Here is a 24,937-nt window from a genome sequence, read left to right on the forward strand (position 1 = left end):
GGAACGATGCTGCAAATCTGAAGTTCGTTGAGGGGAAGCGGGCTTCAAACTGATCTCAATGCGGAACAGGCACTTTAACGAGACGTTTCGACAGCGATGGAGTACGGCCAATATCAGCTTCGTTCAGTCCCCTAAACGACGTGAGAGGGTCGCGCCCGCAACGGTCTTCCGGTTCGAGATCCGCAGGATCGCGTTTCGTTGCCCGGAGAACCCGTTGAAAAAGAGAAATCCAGGGACATCGCGCTGTACCAAACGCCAATGCAATCGCCGCAACGTGCACTTTTCGCACTGACGACACCCATGTGCGTCCGTCGCCGCGACAATACCGCATGGGTTCGACAACAGGCACATGCAAAAAAATCTTTTGCTTCCTACGTCCTTGAATCTTTTTCGAATCTTCGACCTTGCTAATATTGGGATAATATTCCTCAACTTTGTAGTGCTTGACTCTTTTGCACTATAGGAACAAACAATGAACAGATAGCCCGTACGACATGATGTCGATCCTTTGAACACGACCTTGAAGGGAGCCGTGAACGATGACTGCTGCCCGCCCCAAGGGGGTAACAGATCTGATCTGTGACTTGCGTGACCGCATCGCCTCGATGGAGGGCGCAGCCGCGAAGCGGGCCGGAACGCTCGCCTTCGGTGTCCCCAAGATCGATGCGGCCTTGCCTGGCGGCGGGCTGGCCTATGGAGCCCTGCATGAGTTTGCGGGCGGAGGAGCCGGTACTGTCGATGGCGCGGCAGCAGCGCTTTTTGTCGCGGGCATTGCCGCGCGAACCAGAGGCCCGGTCATCTGGTGTCTGACGCGACCGGATCTGTTTTTTCCGGCGCTTGCCCAGGTCGGTCTCCATCCTGACCGCGTTATTTTTGTCGAGTCCGACAGGGAAGAGGATGTTCTGGCCAATATGGAGGAGGGACTGTCGTTCGGCGGTCTCGGCGCTGTCGTCGGCGAACTTGTCCGCTTGCCAATGGTCAGTTCCCGCCGATTGCAGCTAGCCGCCGAGCGAACCGGGACGATGGCTCTTGCCGTCCGGCGATGGCGACGGCAGACCGAGGCGAATGATTTTGGCCAGCCGACGGCGTCAACAACCAGGTGGCGGGTGAGTGTGATGCCGTCCGAGGAGCTGCCGGTACCGGGGGTGGGCAGGCCTCAATGGTTTCTGGAATTGATGCGCGTGAAAGCGGGTGAGTGTGCTGAGTTTCTCGTGAGGGCGTGTGATGACAAGGGTCGTCTCGATCTATCTTCCGGATCTGCCGACGGATCGTATTCGGCGGGCGGATCCCTCCATTTCGCCTGAACAGCCAATTGCCGTGATCGCAAGAAGCGGATCGAAGCGATGGGTTTCGGCTGCCGACCCGGCTGCCAGAGCGGCAGGCGTGCATGTCGGCATGCCGGCGGCGAAGGCGCAGTCGCTGTTTCGCGGTCTGATGATGGTCGACGCGGATCTTGAAGCCGATCGGGTAGCCCTCGAACGCATCACGCTCTGGGCGCTGACGATCTATTCGCCAATCGTTGCCGTCGACGGGATCGATGGCATTGTCATGGATACCGAAGGCGCCGACCATCTGCAGGGCGGCGAGCTGCCAATGGTGACAAAGATCGCCAACCAGTTTCTGGGCAGGAAGTTGAGCGCCCGTGTGGCGGTCGCCGACAGCTGGGGTGCGGCCCATGCCTGCGTCCGTGCAATCAACCGCGAGACGATCGTCATTCCGCCGGGTGAGACAGTGCGGGCGGTTGAAAATCTGCCGATATCGCTCCTGCGTCTGCCGGCAAAGATTGTCGGCGATCTCCGCATCCTTGGTTTCCAGACGATCGGTGAACTTGCCAATACCCCGCGCGCGCCGCTGACGTTGCGCTTTGGACCAGAGGTTGGGCGCCGTCTCGACCAGACGCTCTGTCGTATTGCCGAGCCTATCGAGCCGATCCGGACGCCTGAGCTGATCGAAGTCTCGAAAGCCTTCGCTGAACCGATTGGCGCTGCCGAAACGATCAACAAATATGTCGGCTGCCTTGTCGTCCAACTGGTCGAGGAACTCCAGCGCCGCGGTCTCGGCGTCCGCCGTGCCGACCTCATCGTCGAAAAGGTCGATGGCACGAAGCAGGCCATTCGCGCAGGCACCGCCAAGCCTGCCCGCGACATCGCCTGGCTGACGAAACTGTTTCGGGACCGGACGGAAAAGATCGAGCCGGGTTTCGGGATCGAGAGGCTCACCCTTGTCGCCGTCATGGTAGAGCCATTGGAGGAGGCGCAGAAAGTCTCTGCTCTGGTCGAGGATGACATCACCGATGTGACGCCTCTGATCGACATTTATGGAAACCGTGGACAGAGGGTCTATCGCGTCGCGCCGGTTGCATCCGATGTGCCGGAACGCTCCGTCCAGCGGATCAGTCCGGTCGCTGAACCGATTGCAATTGGCTGGGTGAGCCACTGGCGCCGTCCAGTCCGGCTTTTATCACGGCCCGAACTGATCGAGGCAATCGCTCTGATGCCTGACCGGCCGCCCGTCTCGATCGTGTGGCGCGGCAAGCGCCGTAAGGTCAAACGCGCCGATGGCCCGGAACGCATCTTCGGGGAGTGGTGGCAGCGCGACGCCGAGATGGAGGCGGTACGCGACTACTTTGTCATCGAGGACGAGGCAGGCGAGCGCCTGTGGGTGTTCCGCTCCGGCGACGGAGTGGATCCCGAGACCGGGTCCCATCGCTGGTTCTGCCACGGGATCTTCGCATGAGCTACGCCGAGCTCCAGGTCACGACCCACTTTTCCTTTCTGCGCGGCGCCTCCTCTGCACAGGAATTGTTCGAGACGGCGAAACAGCTCGGTATCGATGCACTCGGCGTTGTCGATCGTAATTCGCTGGCCGGGATCGTCCGGGCGCTGGAAGCATCCCGCGCCACCGGTCTGCGCCTGGTCGTCGGCTGTCGGCTCGATCTGGCTGATGGCATGTCGGTGCTGGTCTATCCGATGGATCGAGCCGCCTATTCGCGTCTGACGCGGCTGATCACGCTCGGCAAGTCGCGCGGCGGCAAGAACAACTGCATCCTGCACTGGGACGATATTGTCGCTTACTCCGAGGGCATGATCGGCATTCTGGTGCCGGATCTGCCGGATGCTACCTGTGCCGCGCAGCTGCGTAAGATGGCTGAGCTTTTTGGCGATCGCGCCTACGTTTCGCTCTGCCTGCGTCGGCGACCGAACGACCAGCTGCGCCTGCATGAGATATCCAATATGGCGAGCCGGTTCAAAGTCAAAACCGTCGTCACCAATGACGTGCTGTTTCATGAGCCGGGCCGGCGGCAATTGCAGGACATCGTCACCTGTATCAGGCACAACACCACGATCGACGATGTCGGCTTTGAGCGCGAACGCCACGCCGACCGCTACCTCAAGCCACCGGAGGAAATGGCACGCCTGTTTCCGCGCTACGCGCAAGCACTCGCGCGAACCCTGGAAATCGTGCGTCGCTGCAAATTCTCGCTTGAGGAACTGACCTACCAGTACCCGGAGGAAGCCATCGTGCCGGGCAAGGATGCTCAAGGATCGCTCGAGCATTATGTCTGGGAATGTGCGCCGGATCGTTATCCGGAAGGCCTGCCACCGGATGTTTTAAAGACCGTTCGGCACGAGCTCGATCTCATCCGCACCATGAAATACGCGCCTTACTTCCTGACGGTATTTTCGATCGTCCGTTTTGCCCGAAGTCAGGGCATTCTCTGCCAGGGCAGGGGATCTGCGGCCAACAGCGCTGTCTGCTATATCCTTGGCATCACCTCGATCGACCCCTCCACCAATGACCTTCTCTTCGAGCGCTTCGTCAGCCAGGAACGCGACGAGCCGCCGGATATCGATGTCGACTTCGAGCATGAACGGCGTGAGGAGGTCATCCAGTGGATCTACAAGACCTATACCAAGGATAAGGCGGCACTCTGCGCAACCGTCACCCGCTACCGGGCCAAGGGCGCAATCCGCGATGTCGGCAAGGCGCTTGGCCTGCCTGAAGATGTCATCAAGGCGCTGTCATCGGGCATGTGGTCCTGGTCGGAAGAAGTTCCCGACCGAAACATCAGGGAACTCAACCTCAACCCCAATGACCGGCGTCTGGCGCTCACCCTGAAACTCGCGCAGCAGTTGATGGGCGCGCCGCGTCATCTCGGCCAGCATCCCGGCGGCTTTGTCCTCACCCATGACCGGCTGGACGATCTCGTGCCGATCGAACCGGCGACGATGAAAGACAGGCAGATCATCGAATGGGACAAGGATGACGTTGAGGCACTGAAATTCATGAAGGTGGACGTCTTGGCGCTCGGGATGCTGACCTGCATGGCCAAGGCTTTTGATCTCATCCGCGAGCACAAAGGGCAGGATCTTGATCTCTCGAAAATCAGCCAAGAGGATGCGGCGACCTATGCAATGATCCGCAAGGCTGACACGCTCGGCACCTTCCAGATCGAAAGCCGTGCGCAGATGGCGATGCTGCCGCGGTTAAAACCGCGCACGTTCTACGATCTCGTCGTGCAGGTTGCGATCGTGCGCCCCGGCCCAATCCAGGGTGACATGGTGCATCCCTATCTCCGTCGTCGCGAAGGCAAGGAGCCCGTCGAATATCCGACACCCGAGTTGGAGGCGGTGCTCGGCAAGACGCTGGGCGTGCCGCTGTTTCAAGAGTCAGCGATGCGCGTCGCCATGGTCTGTGCCGGCTTTACCGGTGGTGAGGCCGACCAGCTGCGCAAATCCATGGCGACCTTCAAGTTCACCGGCGGCGTCTCGCGCTTCAAGGACAAGCTGGTGTCAGGCATGGTCAAGAACGGATATTCGGCCGAGTTCGCCGAAAAGACCTTTTCGCAGCTGGAAGGCTTTGGCTCATACGGCTTTCCGGAAAGTCATGCGGCCTCCTTTGCGTTGATTGCCTACGCTTCGAACTACATCAAGTGCCATTACCCCGACGTCTTTTGTGCAGCCCTTCTAAACAGCCAGCCAATGGGCTTTTATGCTCCGGCCCAGATCGTCGGGGACGCGATCAAGCATGACGTCGAGGTGAGGCCGGTTTGCGTCAACCGCTCGCGATGGGACTGCACGCTGGAAAGGATTGGAGGCAGCGATCGTCATGCTGTGCGCCTCGGGTTTCGGCAGGTGAAAGGGCTGGCTGTCGCGGACGCCGCACGGATCGTTGCAGCGCGCATGAACAACCCGTTCGCCTCAGTCGATGACATGTGGCGCCGGTCCAGCGTGCCGACCGAAGCGCTTGTCCAGCTGGCAGAGGCCGACGCCTTTCTGCCATCGCTGAAACTCGAACGACGCGATGCGCTTTGGGCGATCAAGGCGCTGCGCGACGAGCCCTTACCGTTGTTTGCAGCCGCAGCCGAACGCGAGGCGACGGCGATTGCCGAGCAGCAGGAGCCAGAGGTGGCGCTTCGGCAAATGACGGACGGCCATAACGTCATCGAGGACTACAGCCACATCGGGCTGACTTTGCGCCAGCATCCTGTCGCCTTTCTCCGCGAGGACCTGTCGGCACGCAATATCATTTCCTGTGCCGAGGCGATGAATGCCCGGGATGGCCGATGGGTTTACACCGCTGGCCTCGTGCTGGTGCGGCAGAAGCCGGGATCGGCCAAGGGTGTGATGTTCATCACCATCGAGGACGAGACCGGACCGGCCAACATCGTTGTCTGGCCCACCCTGTTCGAGAAACGCAGGCGCATCGTGCTGGGATCTTCGATGATGGCGATCAACGGACGGATTCAGCGGGAAGGGGAGGTCGTCCATCTCGTCGCCCAGCAACTCTTCGATCTTTCAGGGGATATGATAGGGCTTGCTGATCGCGATACGGAGTTCAGGCTGCCGGCTGGTCGCGGCGATGAGTTTGCCCACGGAGGCGGCGGGCCGGATTCACGCGATCGACCAAAGCCGGTCGTCCCAAGGGATATGTTCGTGCCTGATCTCCATATCGAAACGCTGAAAGTGAAGAGCCGGAATTTTCAATGAATTATTACCTCGCGAAAATTTCCTGCGAACAAACCCGGCTATCGGCTGCGGCGTTTGTGCCTGAGAAAACCTGCTTGCAAGCTCGACGCCTGCGATGCCAACGTCGCCCATGGACACCTGTAACCGATCCAGGCGCAAAGCGATGGCGGCCTCAGTACGGGCTCCAAGACTCTCCGGGCGGAGCCTGTTGATCCTTATCTTTCGTTTGTTATCGAAGGCGCAGGAACTCTCCTGTTGCGATGACAAGCACTTAAATTGCCACTGCGGCCAGCTGCGCGGCGGTGAAAGGCGTCCTTCATCCACCTACGCCAGCCGTTAAACTTTCAGGCCAGGGCCTAAAGACAATTCCGGTCGCTGCCTTCCTGGGAATCTCTAAGCCGCAGCGACATTGACCCGGACATATCCCCGATCCTTGGCACTCAGCCAAGAAAGGTCGGATCTACCGGCCTGACGGAGATGCTCGACGGCCCTCAAAACAAGTGGGTGATTCAAATCACTTTTCTTCAGCCGGCAGCTACGATTACTCCTTGCCCAACCGATCAACTCTGCCTTGGTCGGCTCATCGATGTAGGCGCGCGCCGTCAACATCATCACCCCATCTGAAAATACATATACGTCGTATTCGTAATGGTAGGCATAGAACCCACCTTCGTCGGGCTCGGAAGCGTCGATGTGACGGGAGACCTCCACCTTGAATGGCCATGGGGACGCATTGAGCCGGAAGAAAGACACCCGCCACAAGGCGACCCTGACCCGATAGAAGAGTTTTTCGAATATGAACAAATCAGCACACCAGCAAGCCTGCTCTCAAGACGGGCGTTATGGAAATGGTCCGGCCGGAAGGCGTGTCAATGATAAGTCAAATCGAAGCCAGAGAGTCCAGACCAATCTTATTCCGCAAGCACGCCAGGTCATCCCGCTTCGTTCGGGATCTTGTGTGCAATGATTTGCTATGACATGACGTGCCGGTCATCTACCGGGAAAGTAACGTCCCGGCCTCCGACGGCAGAGAAGATCATGTGACGCTGAGGGTTCCCTAGAATTCGTCCCAGGTGTTATTCGCAAGTGCAGCACTGCCGTAACCAGCAGAGACCACTGCGGTGTTCCGCGACCGCCTCGTCAACGGTCCGGAGCCAGATGCTGCTGCCATGGCAGAGGCCATGTGATGAAGTCCCGCCGTCTCCTGCGACGCAGCAATGCTACCTCGACGCAACTGGAATTGACTGATCAACTCACGCAAACGGGCAGCTTCTGCGGCAAGGGTTGCGCCAGCAGCGTTGGCCTCCTCCACCATGGCTGCGTTTTGCTGGGTTACCTGGTCCATCTGATTGACAGCAGTATTGACTTCGGAAAGGCCGACCGATTGTTCGCGGGAGGACGTGGCAATGGAGTCCATGTGCTGATTGATCGTGACAATATAATCCTCGATCGTTTTGAGAACCTCGCCAGTTTCGCTGACAAGCCTGACCCCGTTATCGACCTCATGAGTGGACTTGCTAATCAGGCTTTTGATTTCTTTCGCTGCATTGGCGGAACGCTGGGCAAGTTCACGAACTTCCTGGGCGACCACTGCAAAGCCTTTTCCCGCTTCACCTGCGCGCGCGGCTTCAACGCCTGCGTTGAGCGCGAGCAGATTGGTCTGAAACGCGATATCATCAATGACGCCAATGATGTTGGAAATCTGGCCCGAGGATTGTTCTATCCGCTCCATTGCCTCAACAGCATTGGCCACCACGGTCCCCGACTGGCGGGCACTGTCGTTTGCCTGAATTGCGATATTTCGTGCTTCTTCTGCGCGCTTATAGGAATTGGTGACATTCACCGTAATCTGGTCAAGGGCGGCCGCAGTCTCTTCGAGAGACGCCGCTTGTTGCTCGGTGCGCCTCGACAAGTCGTCTGCACTCTGGCTGATCTCACGCGAGCCGCTGTCAATAGACGCTACGGCTTGCGAAACCGATCTGAGTGTCCCTTGCAACTGTTCGGCAGCTGCATTGAAGTCTGTTCGCAAGCTTTCGAAATCCGGTGCGAAGCTGTGCTCAAGAGTGACCGTCAAATCGCCTGAGGCGAGACGCGTAAGCCCTGCAGCAAGCCCATTTGTGGCCTCTGCCATCGCCTCTGCACGGACACGTTCCTGCTCGGCAATTTGGCGCCGTTGCTCCTCGGTCATTTGCCGCTGTTCATCCGCCTGATTTTCGAGTTCCCTTGTCTTCAAGGCGTTGTCCTTGAAGACCCGAACGGCGCGGGCCATCGCACCGGTCTCGTCAGAGCGATCCTCACCGTCTATATCCGTCGAAAGATCACCGGATGCGAGCCTGGTCATCGTGCCCGTCAGCCGGCCGATTGCATTGCCAAGAGATTTAGCGAACAGAAAAAAGGCAGTAAGAGCTAATAGTGAGGTCAGGAGAGTGACAGCGATCATGGTCCAGAGCGATGAACGGGCTTCCGCCAAGAGCGTAGTCGCATCAGTACCGATCTCGAAGACACCTATTTTATCGCCAGCGAAGGACGTGAACGGAACCGCTTTGATCAGCATATCGCGGTTATCAAGCACAGTTTGTTCAAAAACAGACGCGCCATCAAATGCTGACTGAAGTATATCGTCCGACAGGAAGGGCTTGCCTCCATCCGTCGAGGACTGATTAAATAGTTTTCCGTCCTGGATGACATTCACGGAGATCTCAGCGCCAATGCGCTCTGCGATAGGTGTAAAATAGGCGTTGGACAGTTCCGTGCCGATGTCTACCACCCCGACGACCTTTCCATCGGCCAAAACAGGCGCGACGGCATAAACGCCAATTCCGGTTCGGCCCGGTTCGATTCCCGCCGCCACTTTTCCCGTTGTGACCGCCGCGCCGACTGTCTTGCGGCGAGCCAGATAGTTATCCCCGAATTTCTCAGGCGCGTGCACGCGTGCGATTACATTTCCGTTCGCATCCGCGACGGTAAAATTCTGCAATCCGCCGTGTTGTGCCACGGCCTTGACGTTTGACGAGAATTTATCGAGAATTTTCTGGCGATCGTTATTCTGGATGTAGCCGGCAATATCCGGTTCACCGGCAAGCATCAGTGCGAGAGCCGATGCGGAGCGCTGTATGGCTGCCATATCTGTCTGAATGACATGGAGGTCGCTTTCTGCCTTGCTGTGAAGAGCTCGCGAATTCATCTCGTTTTGACGATACCATGCCAATCCGCCGATTGCCGCGCTCGCAAAAAGCACGGACGCAAAGCCATAAGCTGTTATTCTGATCCAGATCGGTTTTTTTACGGTGATGACGGACACTTGAAATCTTCCCCAGGCATGATTGCTTCCCCGCGCCGATCGTTATTTAGTGAAACCTAAAATTTGATGAAAATTTGTGAATATTCAGTCTTCCAATCCATTGACTGCGGCCCTAGGCTTCCAACGTTATTCGCGCAGCAGGTGTCCGCGGTTCTCGGTCAGCGGTAGCACTGCGACATCGACAAGATCGGCTATCATGAAGGGCGGAATGTCGCAGCTGAAGGTGGCCGCAAGCGAGAGAGAGCTAGCTTCGACTCCAGCACGCTGATGATTTCATGCCTGCTGTCTTTGCTCTGGAACGCAACAGGCTCTCTATTTTTTCACGCCTGCGGGGCTCGTGGCGACCCGGAATTCCGGAATCCTGTGATGAGCACTGCGCCCAGGAACAGCGTCATATCAAGGGCGCGTTGCTAAGCTGAGAACTCTGGTGATGCAGTGCAGCGCTGGTCCCAACGGCGTCAGTCAAAAGGTATCGTTTTATAGGGGACGCGCAATGTCCCGGGTGGAGGGAAATCCGCAAGGTCAGCCCAATGTAAAACGGTCTGATTCGACAACGGGGTATATTTTCAGCGATGCGGGTCGCTGGCATTCTGTCGGACCCGGCGCGACTTGAGGTCATACCGGAACCGGCACGCCGTGAGCAAAGTCATGACGTTAAGTCCCTTGAACGTGCCGGCACTAAAAAACGCAGGGTTCCCTGAGGCTTCCAAAACCGAACAGAGGGGCGTCACCCGGCGTCCTCCTTCGGACCGATCCACCAGCAAAAGATCCTCCGGTGGCCAACAGGATACAGGTTCCGAGAAACACGGCGCGCACGCCGATATAGCCCCCGATAAACCCGCCAAGGACCGGGCCAGCCACCTGGCCGACATATTGCGAAGAGATTGAGAGTCCGAGAATCCTGCCCGTCGCTGCGTCTGGAACGTTATGCCTGATCACCGCGGTGATGCAGGGCAGAAGGCCGCCGAGCGCTACATCCATCAGGAAGCGTAAGCCGATCAATTGCCAGGCCGAGTTCACGAAAGCCTGCGGTGCCAACAAGAGCGCCGCGACGGCAAGCCCCACCATGATGACCCTCCAGCAGCCGATGCGGTCGGCAAGCTTACCGAGCCATGAGGACGATATGATGCTGCCAAGCGCCGCAGCCGCCATCACGACGCCCGAAACCATCGTCACATCGGTGTCGGTTACAAACTGAGCGACATAGACTGTGATGATCGGCTCGATCGACATATTGGCCAGCATCAGCAAGAGGCCGAGCGACAGCATGGCAATGACCGGGCGCTTGTCAGGAATGGAGGCCCAGCTGCCGTCCGAATGCCACTCACGCATGCCACGAGCGCGGTACTTGGCGGGATCCGCAAGGGCAGCCAGGGCGAGGTCTCCTGCCGATGTCGCAATCAAGGACCATTCCCGTTCTTTATGTCGCCTTTCTAAGGGACCGGCCGCGATCAGCGTCAACCCCGCAGGGGGGGGCTCCGCTTAAGCTTCGGTGACGCCTGCGGCACAGCCCCTTCTTCGGGCGCCATCGGGAATGGTCCCGATGCAACGAAGGAGACAATCCCATGGCTACCACGATCGCAACCCTCACCGAAAAGACCGACGGCACTCTCGAAGGCGTCTTCGCCACCATCCGGGTCAACGCCCCGATCGCTATTGTACCCAACGCCAACAAGGCCAGCAAGGAAGCCCCAGACTTCCGTGTCATCCACCGCAAGACCGGTTTCGAAATCGGCGCCTGCTGGAACCGCATCTCCCGCCAGACCGGCGAAGAATATCTCTCGGTCACGCTCGAAGCACCCGAGATCGGCGTGATCTTCGGCAACATAGCACCAGCTCCCGGCGGCGAGCCCGGCAAGAAGGTCATCCTCTGGAACAGCCCGGCCTGAACCGGACCGCCGGCTCCGACATCGGGGCCGGCCTCCCCATTCCAAAGGAGACCGCCATGAGCCGCTACACAATCACTGTCACCCGGACCGCATTCCGCCACTCAGACCCGGATGCCATCATCGGCTACGACCGTCCGCTTCAGACGTTCTTCCTCCGGGCATTTCCGGATACCGATGGCGAGGATCTGGAGCTCTGGCTGGGTACGGAGTTTCGGGAGTTCGAAACACTGTCGCAACTGCGCACCGCGGCAATCGCGCGCGGTTTCGACTTCATACCTTTGGCATCCGGCATTCTTCACAAGCTGCTGGACGATCACGCCCGTGAAGCGCATCACGTTGTCAGCGATACGATTATCCAGGATCTTATAAACGTGACATCTGCCTGCTGATGCAAGCCTAGAACGAAACAGCCCGGCACGCTTGCCGGGCTGTTTTTTTGCTTGCCTGGTAAGATTACTTGTTCAGCGCATCCTTGAGAGCTTTGGCCGGCGTAAAAGCCAGCTTTTTCGCGGCGGCAACCTTGATCGTCGCGCCAGTCGCAGGGTTACGCGCCTCGCGCTCCGGAGTGTCCTTCACCTTGAATTTGCCGAAGCCCGGCAGCGATGTCTCGTTGCCGGCCACGGCCGCCTCGGTGATCGAAGCGATCACCGCCTCTACGATAGCTTTTCCCTGAACCTTGGTGAGGCCATGCTCGCTGGCAATCTTGTCGGCGATTTCATTGGTCGTGGTCATTTTCTTCTCCGCATCGTGTCAGATGCAGAATCCCTGCCATTGTCGGCCGGGTCTGTCATCGACACGCCGCGGCAAATCGTTCGCAAAGCCCGGGATCTCCACAGTTATTCACTTAATCACACGTCAGTTACCCGAAGATGGGCATCGAGCCCGTCCTCGGGTCCGGGTGCGATACGGAGAGGAAATGTCTGCTCAGTCCGTCCGAGGATGCCATGGTGCCATGCCGGCCTCAAGGACGAGTGGTCCCCCAAATTTTGCCTCCGCTCCGGTACCCTGCGCTCCAACAAAATCGGCACCCCCACTCGCCGGCTCCGCCGGTCGCTGGCGCGATCCTTGACCCCGCCACGCCCCCATGACCGCGCGCGTCGTCTTTCACAAACGTCAAGGAGACGACGACGATGCTTCTGGAACAACACATTGAAGAACTGCGGGCCGAATTGCGAAACGCCGTGTACCGCGACGAACGCCGCGAAATCGAGGTCGAGCTGGAACTCGCATGCGCCGAGTTGGCGGTGATCATGGCCGAGCAGGAGGGTGTCATCGAGTGGAGCCGCCCTTCTGAGGCCGGTTTTGCCAAATCGTCTGGTCTGACGCGCCGGATCGACCGGCGCTTCAAACCCGAAGCTTCGCTCCGTATCGGCAGTTGCCGGAACCTGTCGCCATAACTGCGGGGAGGTAGTGGTCGGAGTCCGATTCCTCGTCAGCTCCATGCCATCCGCATAACGAGGGTATCGGCCCCGCGGCGCACCCTTCGCTATCTGTCAGCCGATTCAGCTTGCCGGGCATGCGGTTTCGGCCTGTATCCGCGCGATCGTCTCTTTCGCAAAATCCGAAGAAAGAGCCTGACGGCGTCTTCCTCACGCGCGAAATGATGCTCCCGCCTTTGACCCTTCGCGCCGATACGACCCCATCGACGAATGAGACAGGCATCGCCGAACAGGTTGGGCTCGATCGACATGGCATAAAAGCGGGCCATGTTTTTCCTGTCGTCGATGCGTTCGACATAGATCTGGTAGGATTGTGCAATCATGAAACGGAGAATCGGACAAGGCGAACTCGGCGTCCAACGACATATTTGAATCGGTCGGCCTTGATTGATTCATGCTGATGATGGGTTTCCGGCTGATAATCTGAGCGGGCCGCCCGCGGCGATAGGTGCAAGCGGGCAACGCTCACTGAGCCCGAGAACGGTCTCCGCCCATTCGCGTCGCGTCCTTCCCGCGGTTGCGGCACAAACGGAGAAGGTTGGGCCGGTCAAGCGGACGCTGCCGCGACTTCTCCACACAAGACCGAGAGAAGGACTGTCCTTTGCTGCGCCCTCATGCCCCGGCCCCGGCTTCACGCAATCCTCCCCACCTGCGGCGCGCTCGCCGTCTCCTCGTTCCCTTGCAATCGATGCCGGGCTACCGACATCCCGGCAACTCACGACGACGCCCCGTTCCATATCTCCCACCAAACCGGTCCCGCACCTCGCTGCTGCTCCGGCGCGGATCACATGCCAAGCCTGTGTTCGCCGTTGCTTCGTCTGCCGACCCGCAACAGCATGGGCGCGCCGGGCACGGCGCCCGGACCGCTTTGGTGGGAGATGGCAGGATAGGCTATTGGTATACCAATAGCCGTTCGCCCGAGGGGCGATTGTCTCAAAGGCGAGCAGGCGACCTCTTGGATTATTGACCCCAGACGCGATCGGGAAAGCAGCTCTTCAGCGAATAGGTGAACGGGCGAAACCGCGAATAGACAAAATGCCGATCCGCCGGTTGAGCAACCGGTTGGTTGGGTGGATGGCCAATACAGCGAACAGGGGTCTCAGCGCGTCGGCCTTTGAGGGACCAGGCTGCTCGGTGAATCAGCGTATCCCTGAATCAGGTAGCAGGCGTCTGTGCAAATGAGTGAATAGGTGGAGCGCCGATCCACCAAACGACGGTTTGGCTTCTAGGTAAATCGGCCTGTGAGCGAACCAATGGCTGAGCGTCTGGGTGGACGAGTGTTTGCGTAAACAGGTGGACGCGCGTAGCTGCGATTGAATGTTTCGAAGAAGCAGCGGGTGAGTAATCAGGTGAACCCGCGTCCGCGCGAACTGTGCTGATCAATTGTCGGAGTTGCGAGGTGCCGGGAAGCAGCGTCACATCGAGTGCGAATATGTGATGGGCGGCCGTCGTTCGGTACAGCCCGGCCTGTGGGCTCCCTGCACCAGCTTGAAGCCTCGTATTCACGATGAGGCGATGATTTCGCTGATCTCCGTGCGATGCATGGCTGATTGTCAGCCTGAAGAGGTCGGCGTCCGGAAGAGAGGATGCCACTGAATTGCTTCGAGGTTGCCGCAGTTCATCGCACTTTCCATTCTTGAGAACCTGGTATATGACTGCTCAAAATTATACTGAAGTACAAGTTTTGCGGCGGTGTCCATCCGTTGCCGGTGACATCTCTCACGTGTTGCACGGTGCCGGGCAGCGGTTCTGCGCAGATAACTGCAAGGTCTTCCGAAGCGAAACAGCAGGACGGTTTCCCACTGACGAGCCACCGATCACTACTGACGAAGGAATGGTACAGGGCGCCGGTCATTGATTGCCGACAAAGCGGCGTGGAGACGCGCACCGCAGGCGTTGTGGCCGGCCCCTCCAGCTTAGTAAGCATCGCAGGGGCACCTGATGAGAATGATGCCAATCAAGCCGGGACACGATTCGGTGCGTTCGCAGTCGTGGGATCGATTGTCGGTCGCACCGAAATTATTGAACGTTTTCTGTTGGGCCGTTTTCACAACACGTTCTCTCTGAGGGACGACCGATTGGTCCAGGTCTGCGAGCACTGCGAGGAAAGTCGCGCGCCAGACGTCATTCGGTCGCCGATCATGAACGGGTTCGTACGCCTTGGACAGCGGAGGTTGTTGGTCAACGAGCGCATCCTTCTGTTCTCACCGGCGGTGGTTCAGCGTTGCGCGAAACGACTATGCGATCCTGGTCAAAGGCCATCTTTGGCGCGAGATGTGGCGCGACAACCTCAACGACGACCTGGCAGAGATTATAGCGACGATTGGAAGCCTGGGACTGGTCTTAACCCAGCTGCATATGGCGCAACCATCGTCATCCTTTTGTGGGCTCGCGCGAGATCTCTTTCTCAAGGCTCTCGAACACGCCGGATCCCAGCAGGAAACTTAGGAGGTGAGCCGTGGAAATCCTGAAAGCTCTGTTTTGGCCGTTGGCCATTGCGATCCCCTTGGCAGCGTGCGGACAACTTGAGCAGCCGCCCCGGCCGCTGCCGCCAGCGCCCTATGCCTATCTCAGTCTTGCTGCCTGCAAACACTATGCAGCGAATATCATTGAGTGTCAGCTGGAGTACGGTACCCAGTTTGGGCGCCACCGGCTCGGCCCGGTACAGCAGGTCTCACGCGATCTGAAGACGGATCTCGATCGTTCTCCCTATCAGGTTTCATCGTGCTGGCCTGCTTCCAGGATCCAGCGGGAACTCCCGAATTTCGCGTGCCGAATCTATCGTGCGCATTCAGGGGCCGATGCTGGCTCCGTGCTCGTCAAAGGAGGCACTGCGGTCAGACTGGCTCGTATTTTTGGCGATCGCGAGCAGGTTTCTTATCGCTGGAAGCCCGATCAATGGTCAAGGGTACGCGACTGAATTCATTGGGCATTTTAGTAACTCTCGCCTCGTTCCATAACAAAACTTGCACTACAGTGCTATTTTTTTGATTGATTTCCCGCTCGGATTGCAGTTCAAAACTTGTACGGCAGTATAAGTTATGGACTCGTTCGAAATGGATGACAGCCCGCCTTCTTCTGTAAGCAACCCGACAACCAGAGCGTCGCGACGGATAGTCTGGCCCGCTGTGACGTCACTGCTTCTGGCGGCCAGTTTTGCCTCGACTTCCGCCGAGAATGATCCACAACAAAGAAGCGAAAGCCGCGAGCTTACCGATTGGCCCATTCGTTTTGTCCTCAACCGTTCGGAAGAGCGCGCCGCGCCGGCAACACCTGTGGCGGTATCGCTTCTTGGTGTGACGCCCGAACATCTATTGCCGCCAGCCATTGAACTCGCCAATTTCAACGAACGTTATTGGGGGCGGGCCGAAATCAACGCCGCCACCGAAAATCTTTCCTTCGTCGCAAAAGCAAGGACCCCATCCCGGCTTGCCGGTCCTGAACTATCGGGACAATTGGCGCGCGACACGAGAACATTGCGGGACCGCTCCGTGTTCTTACCGATCAGCGTCTTCTCGTTTGAGCCGGGTCGAGGGGAACGGGCCGGCGATCCAGCTGTTGAGGCCGGCAACGCCGCGGATCAGACATCGACGCAAGCTCGTCCCAACCTGCTTTCCGGCGTTCCTGAAGAATACGCAACAATCGCGGTGCAGGTTGCGGCGGAGGAGAAGGTCGATCCGAACTGGGTGCTGTCGATCATGCGCGCTGAAAACGCGCGTTTCGATCCGGACCTGGTCAGTTCGGCTGGTGCCGTCGGCCTGATGCAGGTGATGCCAAAGATCGGCGAGGCTTTCGGCGCCGATGACCTTACTGACCCCGAACAGAATATTCGTGCAGGAACGCGTTTCCTGCGTGTGCTGATCGACAAGTACCGTAACCCGGTGCTGATCGCCTCCGCGTATAATGCCGGAGAACCACGTGTCGATGAGCATCAATCCTTGCCGCTCATCCGCGAAACCGCGGACTATGTGACGCGCGTCATCGGCTACTACACCGGCAAGCCGGCAACCAGCCTGCCTTACACGCCCAGGCCGACAGCTAGCACTGAATCCAGTCAGCACCGCCGCGCAGGCCTGGTCGACCGGGCAAGGTCCCCGATGCTTGTCTTCTCGGCCACAAAGCCGCTCGTCTCGGACGACAGCCCGCAACAGCCAATGAAAGCGATCCAACGCGGCGGTCCGGTCAAAATCGTCAAGGAAGAGGTAGTTCAATGAGCATAATGATCACGGCAATTCTTGTTGGCAGCGTCACCTGCCGCTCCCTGTTTAACCGTAAGTGGGCCGGCCATGTCGCTATGGTATTGCTTGCGGCCTCGATCCTGTTCGTCAGTCAATATGAGCCGGCCGCCGCGCAAAGCCTTGATGCCCTGGAGAATGCTGCGGACAGACTGGTGCAGTTTTTTACCGGCCCCTTCGGCCGTTCGGTGGGCGCGATCGCGTTCATCGGCATGTTCCTGGCTGCCGCTTTTGGTTTCTGGTCCTGGGGAGCGCTCCTGCGGGTCGGTGGAAGCCTCGCGGGCATGTTTGCTGCCGCTGAGCTTGTCGACTTCCTCGCTGGGTCGTGATCATGACGAACTCTGCCAATAAAGCCGCAGGCGGGGACGACTACATCGAATCCTATCCGGTCATCCTTGCCCTAACGCGCCCGCCGACGGTGATGGGCATCCCTTACACCTATTTCCTCGCTGAATGCTTCATCTCGCTCATGGTGTTCATGGTGCTTGGTTCCATTCTGTGGTTTCCCGTCTCCTTCGTCACCCTGCACGGCATTCTCTACGTGCTGACGGTCAAGCTCGACCTCTGGTTTTTTGACATCCTCGGGCGCCTCAGCATGTGCGGCGTCAATCCCCTCGGCCGCAGGCTGGGCGGGGGCATCCGGACCTACGGAGCATGACCGATGGGCACCACGGCACGATCGCTCAAGGGAAGCTTGTCGAAGGGCTGGGAGATCTTTGCCGATCGCGGCATCTCGGCTCACGTTCCTTTCTACGTCCCGATTGAAAACGGCATTATCCGGCTGAAGAACGATTGCCTGGTATCGACCTTGCGTCTCACCGGCTTCTCGTTCGAAACGGCCGATATTGAAACGATCAATATGCTGCAGCGGCAGCGCAACGCCGCATTCCGCGCCATATCCTCGATCGGCAGCTTTGCGCTCTATACCCATGTTGTCAGGCGTAAGGTCGCACCGTCCTTGCCGGCGACGTTCACCGAACCCTTCATTCAGCGTCTGGATGATGTCTATCAAGCAAGCATCTCGAGGAACGAGATGTTCGTCAACGACACCTACATTTCACTCGTTGTGCGGCCGCTATTCAAACGAGGCTCAGCACTGTCCCGCATCATGGGCATCGGAGGCGATGTCGTGCGGAAAGAGCAGCTTCGATCTATTCGAGACAAACTGGTCGAGGCGACAAAAGCACTGGAGAAGTCACTCGCGGCCTACGGTCCCAAAGTCCTCCGCGACGTGCAGCGTGTCCAGGTTGACCTCGGAAACGGCAAGACGATCTATCGCGACTTTTTCGAAAATATGGAGGTGGATGAGGGTACACCCAAAGCCTGGTTTTCAGAGCAATGCGAATTCTTCTACACGCTGCTGAATGGCGGCCGTGTGCGGCCTGTCCGGCTCGGCAACCTGCCCGTCGATGCGATGCTGCCAGCGCGTCGCACGTCGATCGGCAACCGAACGATCCATCTTCAGGGGGAGACCGCCGGCGACGACCGCTACGCCGCAATGGTCTCTTTGAAGGAATATCCGCCCGAGACCGGCGCCGGCATGCTCGACTACATTCTCAAACTCCCATTCGAGATGGTGCTCACGCAATCGATGTCCTTTATTGACGACGTCACAGCAAGAAGCCGGATCGAGCGCCTCGATCGGCAGCTGTCAAAGGCAGACGAGGGCGGTTCCAGCGTTCAGGCCAGTCTCGATATTGCGCGGGACGAACTGGCGAGGAAGCGCGTGGCCTTCGCCGAGCATCATCTGACTGTGATGCCGATTGCGACATCGCCGGCCCAGCTTGACGATTCCGTTGCTCTCATCGGCAACGAGCTAGGTGCGTTGGGCGCTTCCTATGTCCGTGAGGATCTAAACGCGGAGCCCGCCTATTGGGCGCAGCTCCCCGGAAATCAGGCCTACATCGCCCGGCGCGCGGTGATCTCTACGCTCAATTGCGCGGGCCTGAGCAGTTTCCACGCCTATCCCTACGGCAAGCCGGACGGCAATCACTGGGGTCCGGCGATCACCATATTTGAGACGACGTCGGGCACACCGTTCTTCTTCAATTTCCATCAGGGGGATGTGGGACATACGACGGTATTCGGGCCGACTGGTTCCGGCAAAACCGTCATCATGGCTTTTCTGATCCTCCAGGCCTACCGGGTCAGCCCGCGTCTGAAGACCATCGTGTTCGACAAGGACCGCGGTCTCGACATTATGGTTCGTGCAGCGGGCGGGACCTACATGACGCTCGAACCCGGCGAGCCGTCAGGTTGGAACCCTTTGCTTCTTGATGATACCGAGGAAAACCGCGTCTTCCTCTATCAGCTCTTAAGCTTCATGCTGAAGCCGTCGAAGGAAGGCGAGAGCCTGACGCCGCAGGAGGAGACCATCATCCGCACGGCGATCAAGTCGGTCCTCAAAACCAGGGATCGGTCCTATCGCCGCCTGTCGTCACTTCGTGCCCTGCTCGCCGGAAGCGAAAGGACCGAGGGAAGCCTGATCGCACGGCTCGACAAATGGGTCGATCACGGCCCTTATGCGTGGCTCTTCGATAACCCCGACGACAGCCTTGATATCTCGCGGCCCATGATCGGCTTCGACATGACGTCGATCCTCGACGATCCACCGGTTCGCACGGCAGCACTTCTCTACATGTTCCATCGGCTGGACGAAGTCTACGACGGCAAGGCGCCGATCATCAACCTGATGGACGAAGCTTGGAAGCTGCTCGACGACGACGAGTTCAAGCGCACGATGAAGGACTACTTCAAGACCATCCGAAAGCGGAATGGTCTTGTGATCTTCGGGACGCAGTCCGCTGATGACGTGGTGCAGTCGAGCGTCAGCCGAACGATCATCGAACAGACCTCGACCAACATTTTCTTTGCCAATCCCAAGGCGGACGAAAATTCCTACATGAAGCACTTCGGCCTTTCCACGGCCGAGTTCGACTGGGTCAAGAATAGTGATCCGGCCTCACGCTTCATGCTGATCAAGCACGCGAAGAGCAGCGTGATCGCGCGTGTCGACATGTCCCACATGCCAGAGTTCATCAAGGTCCTCTCCGGCCGAGAAGAAACCGTCCGCGAAGTTGAGATGCTTCGCGAGGAATACGGCGACGATCCCAAGAACTGGCTTTCGAAATTCTGCGACTGGGAGGGGGATGCGTCCGATGACCAACGCAAGGCTTCCTGAATTGGCAACCGTCAGTGCCGTGGTACTGGCCAGCGTGTTCGGACCACTCGCGGTGCTAGCGCAGGTACCGGTGAAAGACGGCGCCCGCCGCGATATCCAGCAGGAGACCGAGAACTGGTACAAGACCTATCAGTCAGATACGCGAAGCGTGAAGGGTGCGTCGGGCGGAACGACGGACAGCGTTGCGCCCGGGCAGGGCTCTGGTGCGCCAATCTATTGCTCGGCCGAGGGTATCGGCGGTGAAGTCGCGCCGGCCGGCCCGTCGAAGCGCACCTATAGCCAGCAGGAAGTCGCCCGATTGGTCGCCGACGAGGCGATCCGCCAGGGCGTCGATCCGAACTTTGCGCTGGCGATTGCCGAACAGGAGTCACGTTTTCGCCAATCCGCGCGCTCACCGGTCGGTGCGACTGGCGTCATGCAGCTGATGCCGGGCACCGCGGCCGGGCTCGGTGTCAATCCTTACGACCTCCGCGACAATATTCGTGGCGGTGTGAAATACATCAAGCAGCTGCAGGGCATGTTCGGTAATCGCTACGACCTGATCGCCGCCGGCTACAATGCCGGACCCTATCGCCAGTCGCTTCAAAACGGCCGGGTTCCCGATATTCCCGAAACGCAGGATTACGTCAAAAAGGTCTCATCCTACTATAGCCGGAACAAGGCAGAGAACGGCGACAGACGTCCACCGGGCGAGGGCGTCGAGACGGAAACCGCCAGTGACGTCAGTGGATGCGGCGAGCAGATGAAGAAGGCGGTCGACCGTAATACTGAGGCACAGGTCGAACGTAGTTCGGTCTGGAACGAGCTTCTGGGGAAATCGCTCACGGCAAACCAGCAATATCTTCAGCGCCTACAGGCCGGGCTTCAGTCTTCGTCGGCGGGTCTGCGTGGCTCAGGTGGCGGCAACGCCAGGGAACACGATGGTTCCCTTGTGATGGCCGAGGTCCAGTGCCCCTCGGCGACCATCGATACCGGCAATGTCAAATGCTTTGCCGTGCCATCCACCGCGACCACCGACCAGATCAGGCGCTGGCTTGAAGACCTCCAGGAGCAGGCACGCGCCAGTGGCGATGTCGCGACCTTTTCGGTGTTGGAGGATCCGGCGCTTGGACTGGTGACGGTCGTCGATGCCCGGCCAGTGGCAAATTGAACAGGAAGAGAGAGGACAGGCAGATGAAAAAATTCGTTATCGCCGCACCGCTTGCCATCACCGCAACGTCAAACACCTTTGCGCAGGTGCCGGTCAAAGACGCAGATAATATTGCGGTCAGCAGGGAAATCGAAAAACTCTCGAAGCAGATCCAGGATGACACCTCGATCGTAAAGGATAACACGACGAAGACGCTTCAGGCGATAAGCGGCGACCGATCGCAGGATGCCAGCCAATTCGCGAAACTAGCAACAGGCAACGGCTTCAGCATGGGACAGGCGCCTGATTTCAACAGCATCCTGTCAGGAAACGAAGCGTTGTTCGGCGGCATCAGCGGTGAATTCCAGAACACCGCCGCCAAGCTGATCAATGGACTCAATCTGGTGAAAATGGTTGTCGATACCGTCAAGGGAGGCGAGCTTTCAGGCGCCAATCAGGCCTATTCGCAAGGCATCAACGCGCTGACGACGCTGACTGCCCTTACCGACGCGATGAACAGCGCCACGAAGGAGCGTCAGAACGCCTTCATGCAGGCGACGGAGCAGATCGGCACGGCACAGGATTTGAAGGGCGCGCTCGAACAGAATACCCAGATGGTGCTCCAGGGCAACCAGACCGCAAACGAAGCCGTCGGCTCCCTCAACAACCAGGTGATGTTGCTGAACCAGCAGTACAAGGCGGCACTCGCGACCTCTTCCCAAAACCTTAAGACCTTCGCGACGCTTCCGGACAGCGTGATGCGCGATGGCGGCGGTGGCGCTGACGGGGCATCGGTCCGCGACCAGCTCAAGGCATTCGAGGAGCAGACCCAGTGAGGTTCGTCCCGTTGCTGATGTTGGCCACTGCGACCTTGTCCGGATGCGGCGGCAAGTTTGAACAGCTGGCGAAATGTTCGGCTGACGAGAACCCCGTCCCAGCCCTCGGCTACGCGGAACAGCAGAAAGCGGCGCCGCCGCAACAGGCGCTTGCGCGGATCGTCAGCAACGATTGCGGTCCGATGCGGCCCGTTAATTCCTAAGAGGGGGGATGATGGATCCGGTCAGTTACGCGATCAACTTCTACGGCGACGCACTTCGGTATTTCGACCGGATTAACGAGGCGTCGCTTGAGAGAGCCTGGGGTCTGTTCGCCGAGAACGGCGATCTCGTCTCATCCATCCTGGCCTTGTTCCTCATCCTCTATTTTCTCTGGGCCGCGCTTGGCTTGTCGAGCGTCTCAGTTCAGGACATGGCGATCACTGCCTCAAAGCTCGCGCTTGCCTATGCGCTAGTCATGTCCTGGGCCACCTTCTACGACAATATCGGTCAGTTCATTTTGACGTCGCCTCAGGATCTGGGTGCTGCCATTTCCTCCGCGATGGGCGGGCAGTCCGCCGGCTCCGATCTTGCCGCGCAGGTCGCCAGCATGTCGCGCAAGGTCTACGACTTCGCCATGCGGCTCTTCATTTCCTACGAATCCGGATGGCTACCGAACGTCACCGGTGCGGTCGTCGTCTTCATCGTACTGGTCTTCGGTCTCTTGCCGATGCTGCTGATCCTGACTGGCGTGACGCTGTTTGCCAAAATGATCACCGCTGTCATGCTGGCGATCGGCCCGATCGCCATCCTCTCCTATTTCTTCCGGATCACGAGGTTCGTCTTCGACGCCTGGGTGAGGGGCATCGCCTATGGCATGTTCATGCTGCTTTTCACCTATGTCATGGCCGGACTGTCCTTCGGGTTTCTGATTGGCATGATGGACACGATAAACGGCGACATGGCGACGAGGGAAAACGCGCTCGCGATCGTGCTCGCCATGGTGCTCTACCTGGCGCTGATCTCCTATTTCATTTTTCAGGTTCCGGAATTCGCGCGAACATTCGCCTACGGCACAATGACTGCAGTCACTCCCGGCGGAGGCGGCGCCAGTGCGCTATACGGCGCTGCCCGCGAAAGATTAGGTTCCAGCACCTCGCGAGGCGGGCAGGCCGGAGCGGTGGCCCTTGCCATGCTGGCGGGTCCAAAAGGCGCGTTGACGGCGGTTTCGCTTTCGGGCCGCGGGGCAATGACGGGCGCTGGCGCGCTCGGCCGGATGCTGACAATGCGCCGGCGAAACGGCGAGTGAGGTGAGACACCCTCTGGTCATTCAGGTTTTTCATGCCGACAGCGCATCCGTTCTTCAAGCGGGCCGCAACATTAACAACGATCATGATTTTGGGGACAGAACTTGACATTGTTCAGAAGACAATTGCGATCAGCGCCGGTCGAACAGGTGGCCGGTCCGGAGGAGCTCTACGATCAGCACCTCTCATGGGGTGAGAAGAACCGCTCTCTCCGCACCTTGATCGGTTTCATCCTCCTGCTGTCTGCCTTGGCCGGCTGGACTGTTGCTGGCGTTCTGTCGTTCTCAGTGGCGCAGCTCTTTCCGCTGGTGCGCACCGAGGTTGTACCTCTGATCGTCGACCGGAACACCGGTTACATGGAAACAGTCACCACGCTCGATAAAGACCGTGCGACGGTCTCGGAAAACCAGGCCGTCCGCGCCGCCTTCGCCGGCAATTACGTCATCCGACGCGAAACCTACGATCCCCGTTATCTTTCCGACAATTTCGACATGATTGCGCTGTGGTCGGAACCGGGCTCGCAGGCCTTCAAGGACTACGAGGATTGGATGAACCCCTCCAATCCCCGAGGCCCCGTCAAGTTGCTTGGTGCGACCGGCGAAATCCGCCCCGAGATCCTCTCGGTCAATCCGCTCAATCCATCGACCATGTCTGTTCGTTTCGAGACACGTGAACGGCGTCGCGGTGGTGACGTCGTTACGCGTTGGTCGGCGACCATACGCTACCGGCAGATCAACCTGCCCGCCAGCAACCGCATCCGCCTCTACAATCCACTCGGTTTTGTCGTGACCGAATATGCGAAAGTCCCCGAGACCATGCCCTCAGGGATTACGCCATGATGAGGCAGACGGTTTTTGTTTCTCTTTTTACGCTGCTGTGGCCGTTGGCCCTACATGCCGAACTGGTCGCGAGGCCAGGACGCCTCGATCCGAGGATACGGTCGCTTCCTTATTCGGCCGAGCAGGTGTTCCTCGTGACAGGTACCTATGGACTGGTGACGACAATCCTCTTCGGGGCGGATGAGGAAATAACCCAGGTCGTAGCCGGGGACACAATCTCCTGGCAGATCCTCACTTCGGCTGATCGGCGCTCCCTGACCCTGAAGCCGATGGAGAAGGATGCGGTCACCAATCTGTCCGTGGTCACGACGAAGCGAACCTACTCCTTCGACCTGCGTGTCAACGACACCAAAGCCATGCAGAACCAGACGTTCAAGCTGCGGTTCACCTATCCGGAGGACGCCGGCCTCAAGGGCACGGCAGAACTCTGGAAGCAGGCTGAGGCAGCCCAACGCAATCCTAACATCAAGAACATCCGCCGTGACAAGGTCAATTACGACTACGGCTTCAAGGGAAGCGATGGAGCCAAACCGCTCTGGGTTTTTGACGATGGATTGAAGACCTTCATGAAATTCACCGGCGACATCCCGGCGATCTTCATTGTCGACGGCATGCGCCGCGAGAGCCTAGTGAACTACCGTCGCGAGGCCGATTACATCGTCATCGACAAGGTCTCGCGGCAATGGACGCTGCGTTTCGGCACCGAGAGCGAGACTTGCCTTTTCAATCTCCGCACAGCTCCTGCCGATATCCCGGCACCGATTGAAGGAGCGGTATCGCCGAAGCGAATTGGCACCGGAACATCCCACCAGCGATCGCAAACAAGATAGGAG

20 protein-coding genes and 1 pseudogene are annotated in these 24,937 nt (G+C 58.7%); 16 read left to right on the forward strand and 5 right to left on the reverse strand.

Going from position 1 to position 24,937, the window contains the following annotated elements:
* The first annotated feature begins 539 nt into the window (after positions 1-539).
* Genes HQN82_RS24715 through HQN82_RS24725 form a run of 3 tightly spaced genes read left to right on the forward strand, consistent with a single transcriptional unit; the run spans position 540 to position 5,990 of the window.
* On the forward strand, positions 540-1,304 hold the full coding sequence (locus HQN82_RS24715) for an ImuA family protein (protein ID WP_173616264.1): 765 nt from the start codon (positions 540-542) through the stop codon (positions 1,302-1,304).
* Positions 1,225-2,736, forward strand: coding sequence for a Y-family DNA polymerase (locus HQN82_RS24720; RefSeq protein WP_173616265.1), 1,512 nt, complete (start codon positions 1,225-1,227; stop codon positions 2,734-2,736). The genes HQN82_RS24715 and HQN82_RS24720 overlap by 80 nt, the downstream gene beginning before the upstream one ends.
* The gene (locus HQN82_RS24725) at positions 2,733-5,990 is read left to right on the forward strand and encodes an error-prone DNA polymerase (RefSeq protein ID WP_173616266.1); all 3,258 of its coding nucleotides are present in this window, start codon (positions 2,733-2,735) and stop codon (positions 5,988-5,990) included. The genes HQN82_RS24720 and HQN82_RS24725 overlap by 4 nt, the downstream gene beginning before the upstream one ends.
* 372 nt (positions 5,991-6,362) lie before the next feature.
* Here HQN82_RS24725 and HQN82_RS24730 read toward each other — a convergent pair whose 3' ends face one another.
* From HQN82_RS24730 to HQN82_RS24740, 3 genes and pseudogenes are all read right to left on the reverse strand, one after another.
* Entirely contained in the window at positions 6,363-6,773 is a 411-nt protein-coding gene (locus HQN82_RS24730; protein WP_173616267.1) for a hypothetical protein, read from the reverse strand.
* Between the two features lie 253 nt (positions 6,774-7,026).
* Positions 7,027-9,270: a methyl-accepting chemotaxis protein gene (locus HQN82_RS24735; RefSeq protein WP_234904929.1), complete on the reverse strand. Its 2,244-nt coding sequence runs from the start codon at positions 9,268-9,270 to the stop codon at positions 7,027-7,029.
* Positions 9,271-9,948: 678 nt separating this feature from the next.
* Positions 9,949-10,752 (reverse strand): annotated as a pseudogene (locus HQN82_RS24740) (MFS transporter); the annotation flags it as partial.
* A gap of 83 nt (positions 10,753-10,835) precedes the next feature.
* Between HQN82_RS24740 and HQN82_RS24745 the strand changes: the two are divergent.
* Both HQN82_RS24745 and HQN82_RS24750 read left to right on the forward strand, forming a co-directional pair.
* Positions 10,836-11,159: a DUF736 domain-containing protein gene (locus HQN82_RS24745; RefSeq protein WP_173616269.1), complete on the forward strand. Its 324-nt coding sequence runs from the start codon at positions 10,836-10,838 to the stop codon at positions 11,157-11,159.
* A gap of 56 nt (positions 11,160-11,215) precedes the next feature.
* Positions 11,216-11,548, forward strand: a complete 333-nt coding sequence (locus tag HQN82_RS24750; RefSeq protein WP_173616270.1) for a hypothetical protein — start codon at positions 11,216-11,218, stop codon at positions 11,546-11,548.
* Between the two features lie 64 nt (positions 11,549-11,612).
* Here HQN82_RS24750 and HQN82_RS24755 read toward each other — a convergent pair whose 3' ends face one another.
* Complete coding sequence (locus HQN82_RS24755; protein ID WP_006699033.1) at positions 11,613-11,891, reverse strand: HU family DNA-binding protein; 279 nt, start codon at positions 11,889-11,891, stop codon at positions 11,613-11,615.
* 398 nt (positions 11,892-12,289) lie between these two features.
* Between HQN82_RS24755 and HQN82_RS24760 the strand changes: the two genes are divergently transcribed.
* A complete protein-coding gene (locus HQN82_RS24760; protein WP_173616052.1) occupies positions 12,290-12,556 on the forward strand; it encodes a hypothetical protein in 267 nt (88 codons plus the stop codon).
* A gap of 89 nt (positions 12,557-12,645) precedes the next feature.
* Here the strand turns inward: HQN82_RS24760 and HQN82_RS24765 are convergent, their stop codons facing one another.
* Positions 12,646-12,921: a WGR domain-containing protein gene (locus tag HQN82_RS24765; RefSeq protein ID WP_173616271.1), complete on the reverse strand. Its 276-nt coding sequence runs from the start codon at positions 12,919-12,921 to the stop codon at positions 12,646-12,648.
* A 2,135-nt stretch (positions 12,922-15,056) separates the two neighbouring features.
* Here HQN82_RS24765 and HQN82_RS24770 point away from each other — a divergent pair.
* From HQN82_RS24770 to HQN82_RS24815, 10 genes are all read left to right on the forward strand, one after another.
* On the forward strand, positions 15,057-15,518 hold the full coding sequence (locus HQN82_RS24770) for a hypothetical protein (RefSeq protein ID WP_173616272.1): 462 nt from the start codon (positions 15,057-15,059) through the stop codon (positions 15,516-15,518).
* 208 nt (positions 15,519-15,726) lie between these two features.
* The gene (locus HQN82_RS24775; protein WP_234904930.1) at positions 15,727-16,812 is read left to right on the forward strand and encodes a lytic transglycosylase domain-containing protein; all 1,086 of its coding nucleotides are present in this window, start codon (positions 15,727-15,729) and stop codon (positions 16,810-16,812) included.
* Complete coding sequence (locus HQN82_RS24780) at positions 16,809-17,162, forward strand: TrbC/VirB2 family protein (protein ID WP_173616273.1); 354 nt, start codon at positions 16,809-16,811, stop codon at positions 17,160-17,162. The genes HQN82_RS24775 and HQN82_RS24780 overlap by 4 nt, the downstream gene beginning before the upstream one ends.
* A 2-nt stretch (positions 17,163-17,164) precedes the next feature.
* Positions 17,165-17,491: a VirB3 family type IV secretion system protein gene (locus HQN82_RS24785; protein WP_173616274.1), complete on the forward strand. Its 327-nt coding sequence runs from the start codon at positions 17,165-17,167 to the stop codon at positions 17,489-17,491.
* Between the two features lie 3 nt (positions 17,492-17,494).
* Complete coding sequence (locus tag HQN82_RS24790) at positions 17,495-20,014, forward strand: VirB4 family type IV secretion/conjugal transfer ATPase (RefSeq protein ID WP_173616275.1); 2,520 nt, start codon at positions 17,495-17,497, stop codon at positions 20,012-20,014.
* On the forward strand, positions 19,992-21,164 hold the full coding sequence (locus HQN82_RS24795; protein WP_173616276.1) for a lytic transglycosylase domain-containing protein: 1,173 nt from the start codon (positions 19,992-19,994) through the stop codon (positions 21,162-21,164). The genes HQN82_RS24790 and HQN82_RS24795 overlap by 23 nt, the downstream gene beginning before the upstream one ends.
* Before the next feature lie 23 nt (positions 21,165-21,187).
* The gene (locus HQN82_RS24800) at positions 21,188-21,979 is read left to right on the forward strand and encodes a conjugal transfer protein (protein WP_173616277.1); all 792 of its coding nucleotides are present in this window, start codon (positions 21,188-21,190) and stop codon (positions 21,977-21,979) included.
* A 211-nt stretch (positions 21,980-22,190) separates the two neighbouring features.
* Positions 22,191-23,267 (forward strand): TrbL/VirB6 family protein, encoded by a 1,077-nt coding sequence (locus HQN82_RS24805; protein ID WP_234904931.1) that lies wholly within the window; start codon positions 22,191-22,193, stop codon positions 23,265-23,267.
* A gap of 102 nt (positions 23,268-23,369) precedes the next feature.
* Positions 23,370-24,104: a VirB8 family type IV secretion system protein gene (locus HQN82_RS24810; protein WP_173616278.1), complete on the forward strand. Its 735-nt coding sequence runs from the start codon at positions 23,370-23,372 to the stop codon at positions 24,102-24,104.
* Positions 24,101-24,934 (forward strand): TrbG/VirB9 family P-type conjugative transfer protein, encoded by an 834-nt coding sequence (locus tag HQN82_RS24815; RefSeq protein ID WP_173616279.1) that lies wholly within the window; start codon positions 24,101-24,103, stop codon positions 24,932-24,934. Before HQN82_RS24810 ends, HQN82_RS24815 begins: the two co-directional genes overlap by 4 nt.
* The last annotated feature ends 3 nt before the right edge of the window (positions 24,935-24,937 follow it).

Origin of the sequence: Agrobacterium pusense, assembly GCF_013285525.1 — a bacterium.
Taxonomy (GTDB): Bacteria; Pseudomonadota; Alphaproteobacteria; order Rhizobiales; family Rhizobiaceae; genus Agrobacterium; species Agrobacterium pusense.

Coding starts and splice junctions, on each gene's coding strand:
- HQN82_RS24715 (WP_173616264.1), top strand. CDS start 540: ATGACTGCTGCCCGCCCCAAGGGGGTAACAGATCTGATCTGTGACTTG.
- HQN82_RS24720 (WP_173616265.1), top strand. CDS start 1,225: ATGACAAGGGTCGTCTCGATCTATCTTCCGGATCTGCCGACGGATCGT.
- HQN82_RS24725 (WP_173616266.1), top strand. CDS start 2,733: ATGAGCTACGCCGAGCTCCAGGTCACGACCCACTTTTCCTTTCTGCGC.
- HQN82_RS24745 (WP_173616269.1), top strand. CDS start 10,836: ATGGCTACCACGATCGCAACCCTCACCGAAAAGACCGACGGCACTCTC.
- HQN82_RS24750 (WP_173616270.1), top strand. CDS start 11,216: ATGAGCCGCTACACAATCACTGTCACCCGGACCGCATTCCGCCACTCA.
- HQN82_RS24755 (WP_006699033.1), bottom strand. CDS start 11,891: ATGACCACGACCAATGAAATCGCCGACAAGATTGCCAGCGAGCATGGC.
- HQN82_RS24760 (WP_173616052.1), top strand. CDS start 12,290: ATGCTTCTGGAACAACACATTGAAGAACTGCGGGCCGAATTGCGAAAC.
- HQN82_RS24765 (WP_173616271.1), bottom strand. CDS start 12,921: ATGATTGCACAATCCTACCAGATCTATGTCGAACGCATCGACGACAGG.
- HQN82_RS24780 (WP_173616273.1), top strand. CDS start 16,809: ATGAGCATAATGATCACGGCAATTCTTGTTGGCAGCGTCACCTGCCGC.
- HQN82_RS24785 (WP_173616274.1), top strand. CDS start 17,165: ATGACGAACTCTGCCAATAAAGCCGCAGGCGGGGACGACTACATCGAA.
- HQN82_RS24790 (WP_173616275.1), top strand. CDS start 17,495: ATGGGCACCACGGCACGATCGCTCAAGGGAAGCTTGTCGAAGGGCTGG.
- HQN82_RS24795 (WP_173616276.1), top strand. CDS start 19,992: ATGACCAACGCAAGGCTTCCTGAATTGGCAACCGTCAGTGCCGTGGTA.
- HQN82_RS24800 (WP_173616277.1), top strand. CDS start 21,188: ATGAAAAAATTCGTTATCGCCGCACCGCTTGCCATCACCGCAACGTCA.
- HQN82_RS24805 (WP_234904931.1), top strand. CDS start 22,191: ATGATGGATCCGGTCAGTTACGCGATCAACTTCTACGGCGACGCACTT.
- HQN82_RS24815 (WP_173616279.1), top strand. CDS start 24,101: ATGATGAGGCAGACGGTTTTTGTTTCTCTTTTTACGCTGCTGTGGCCG.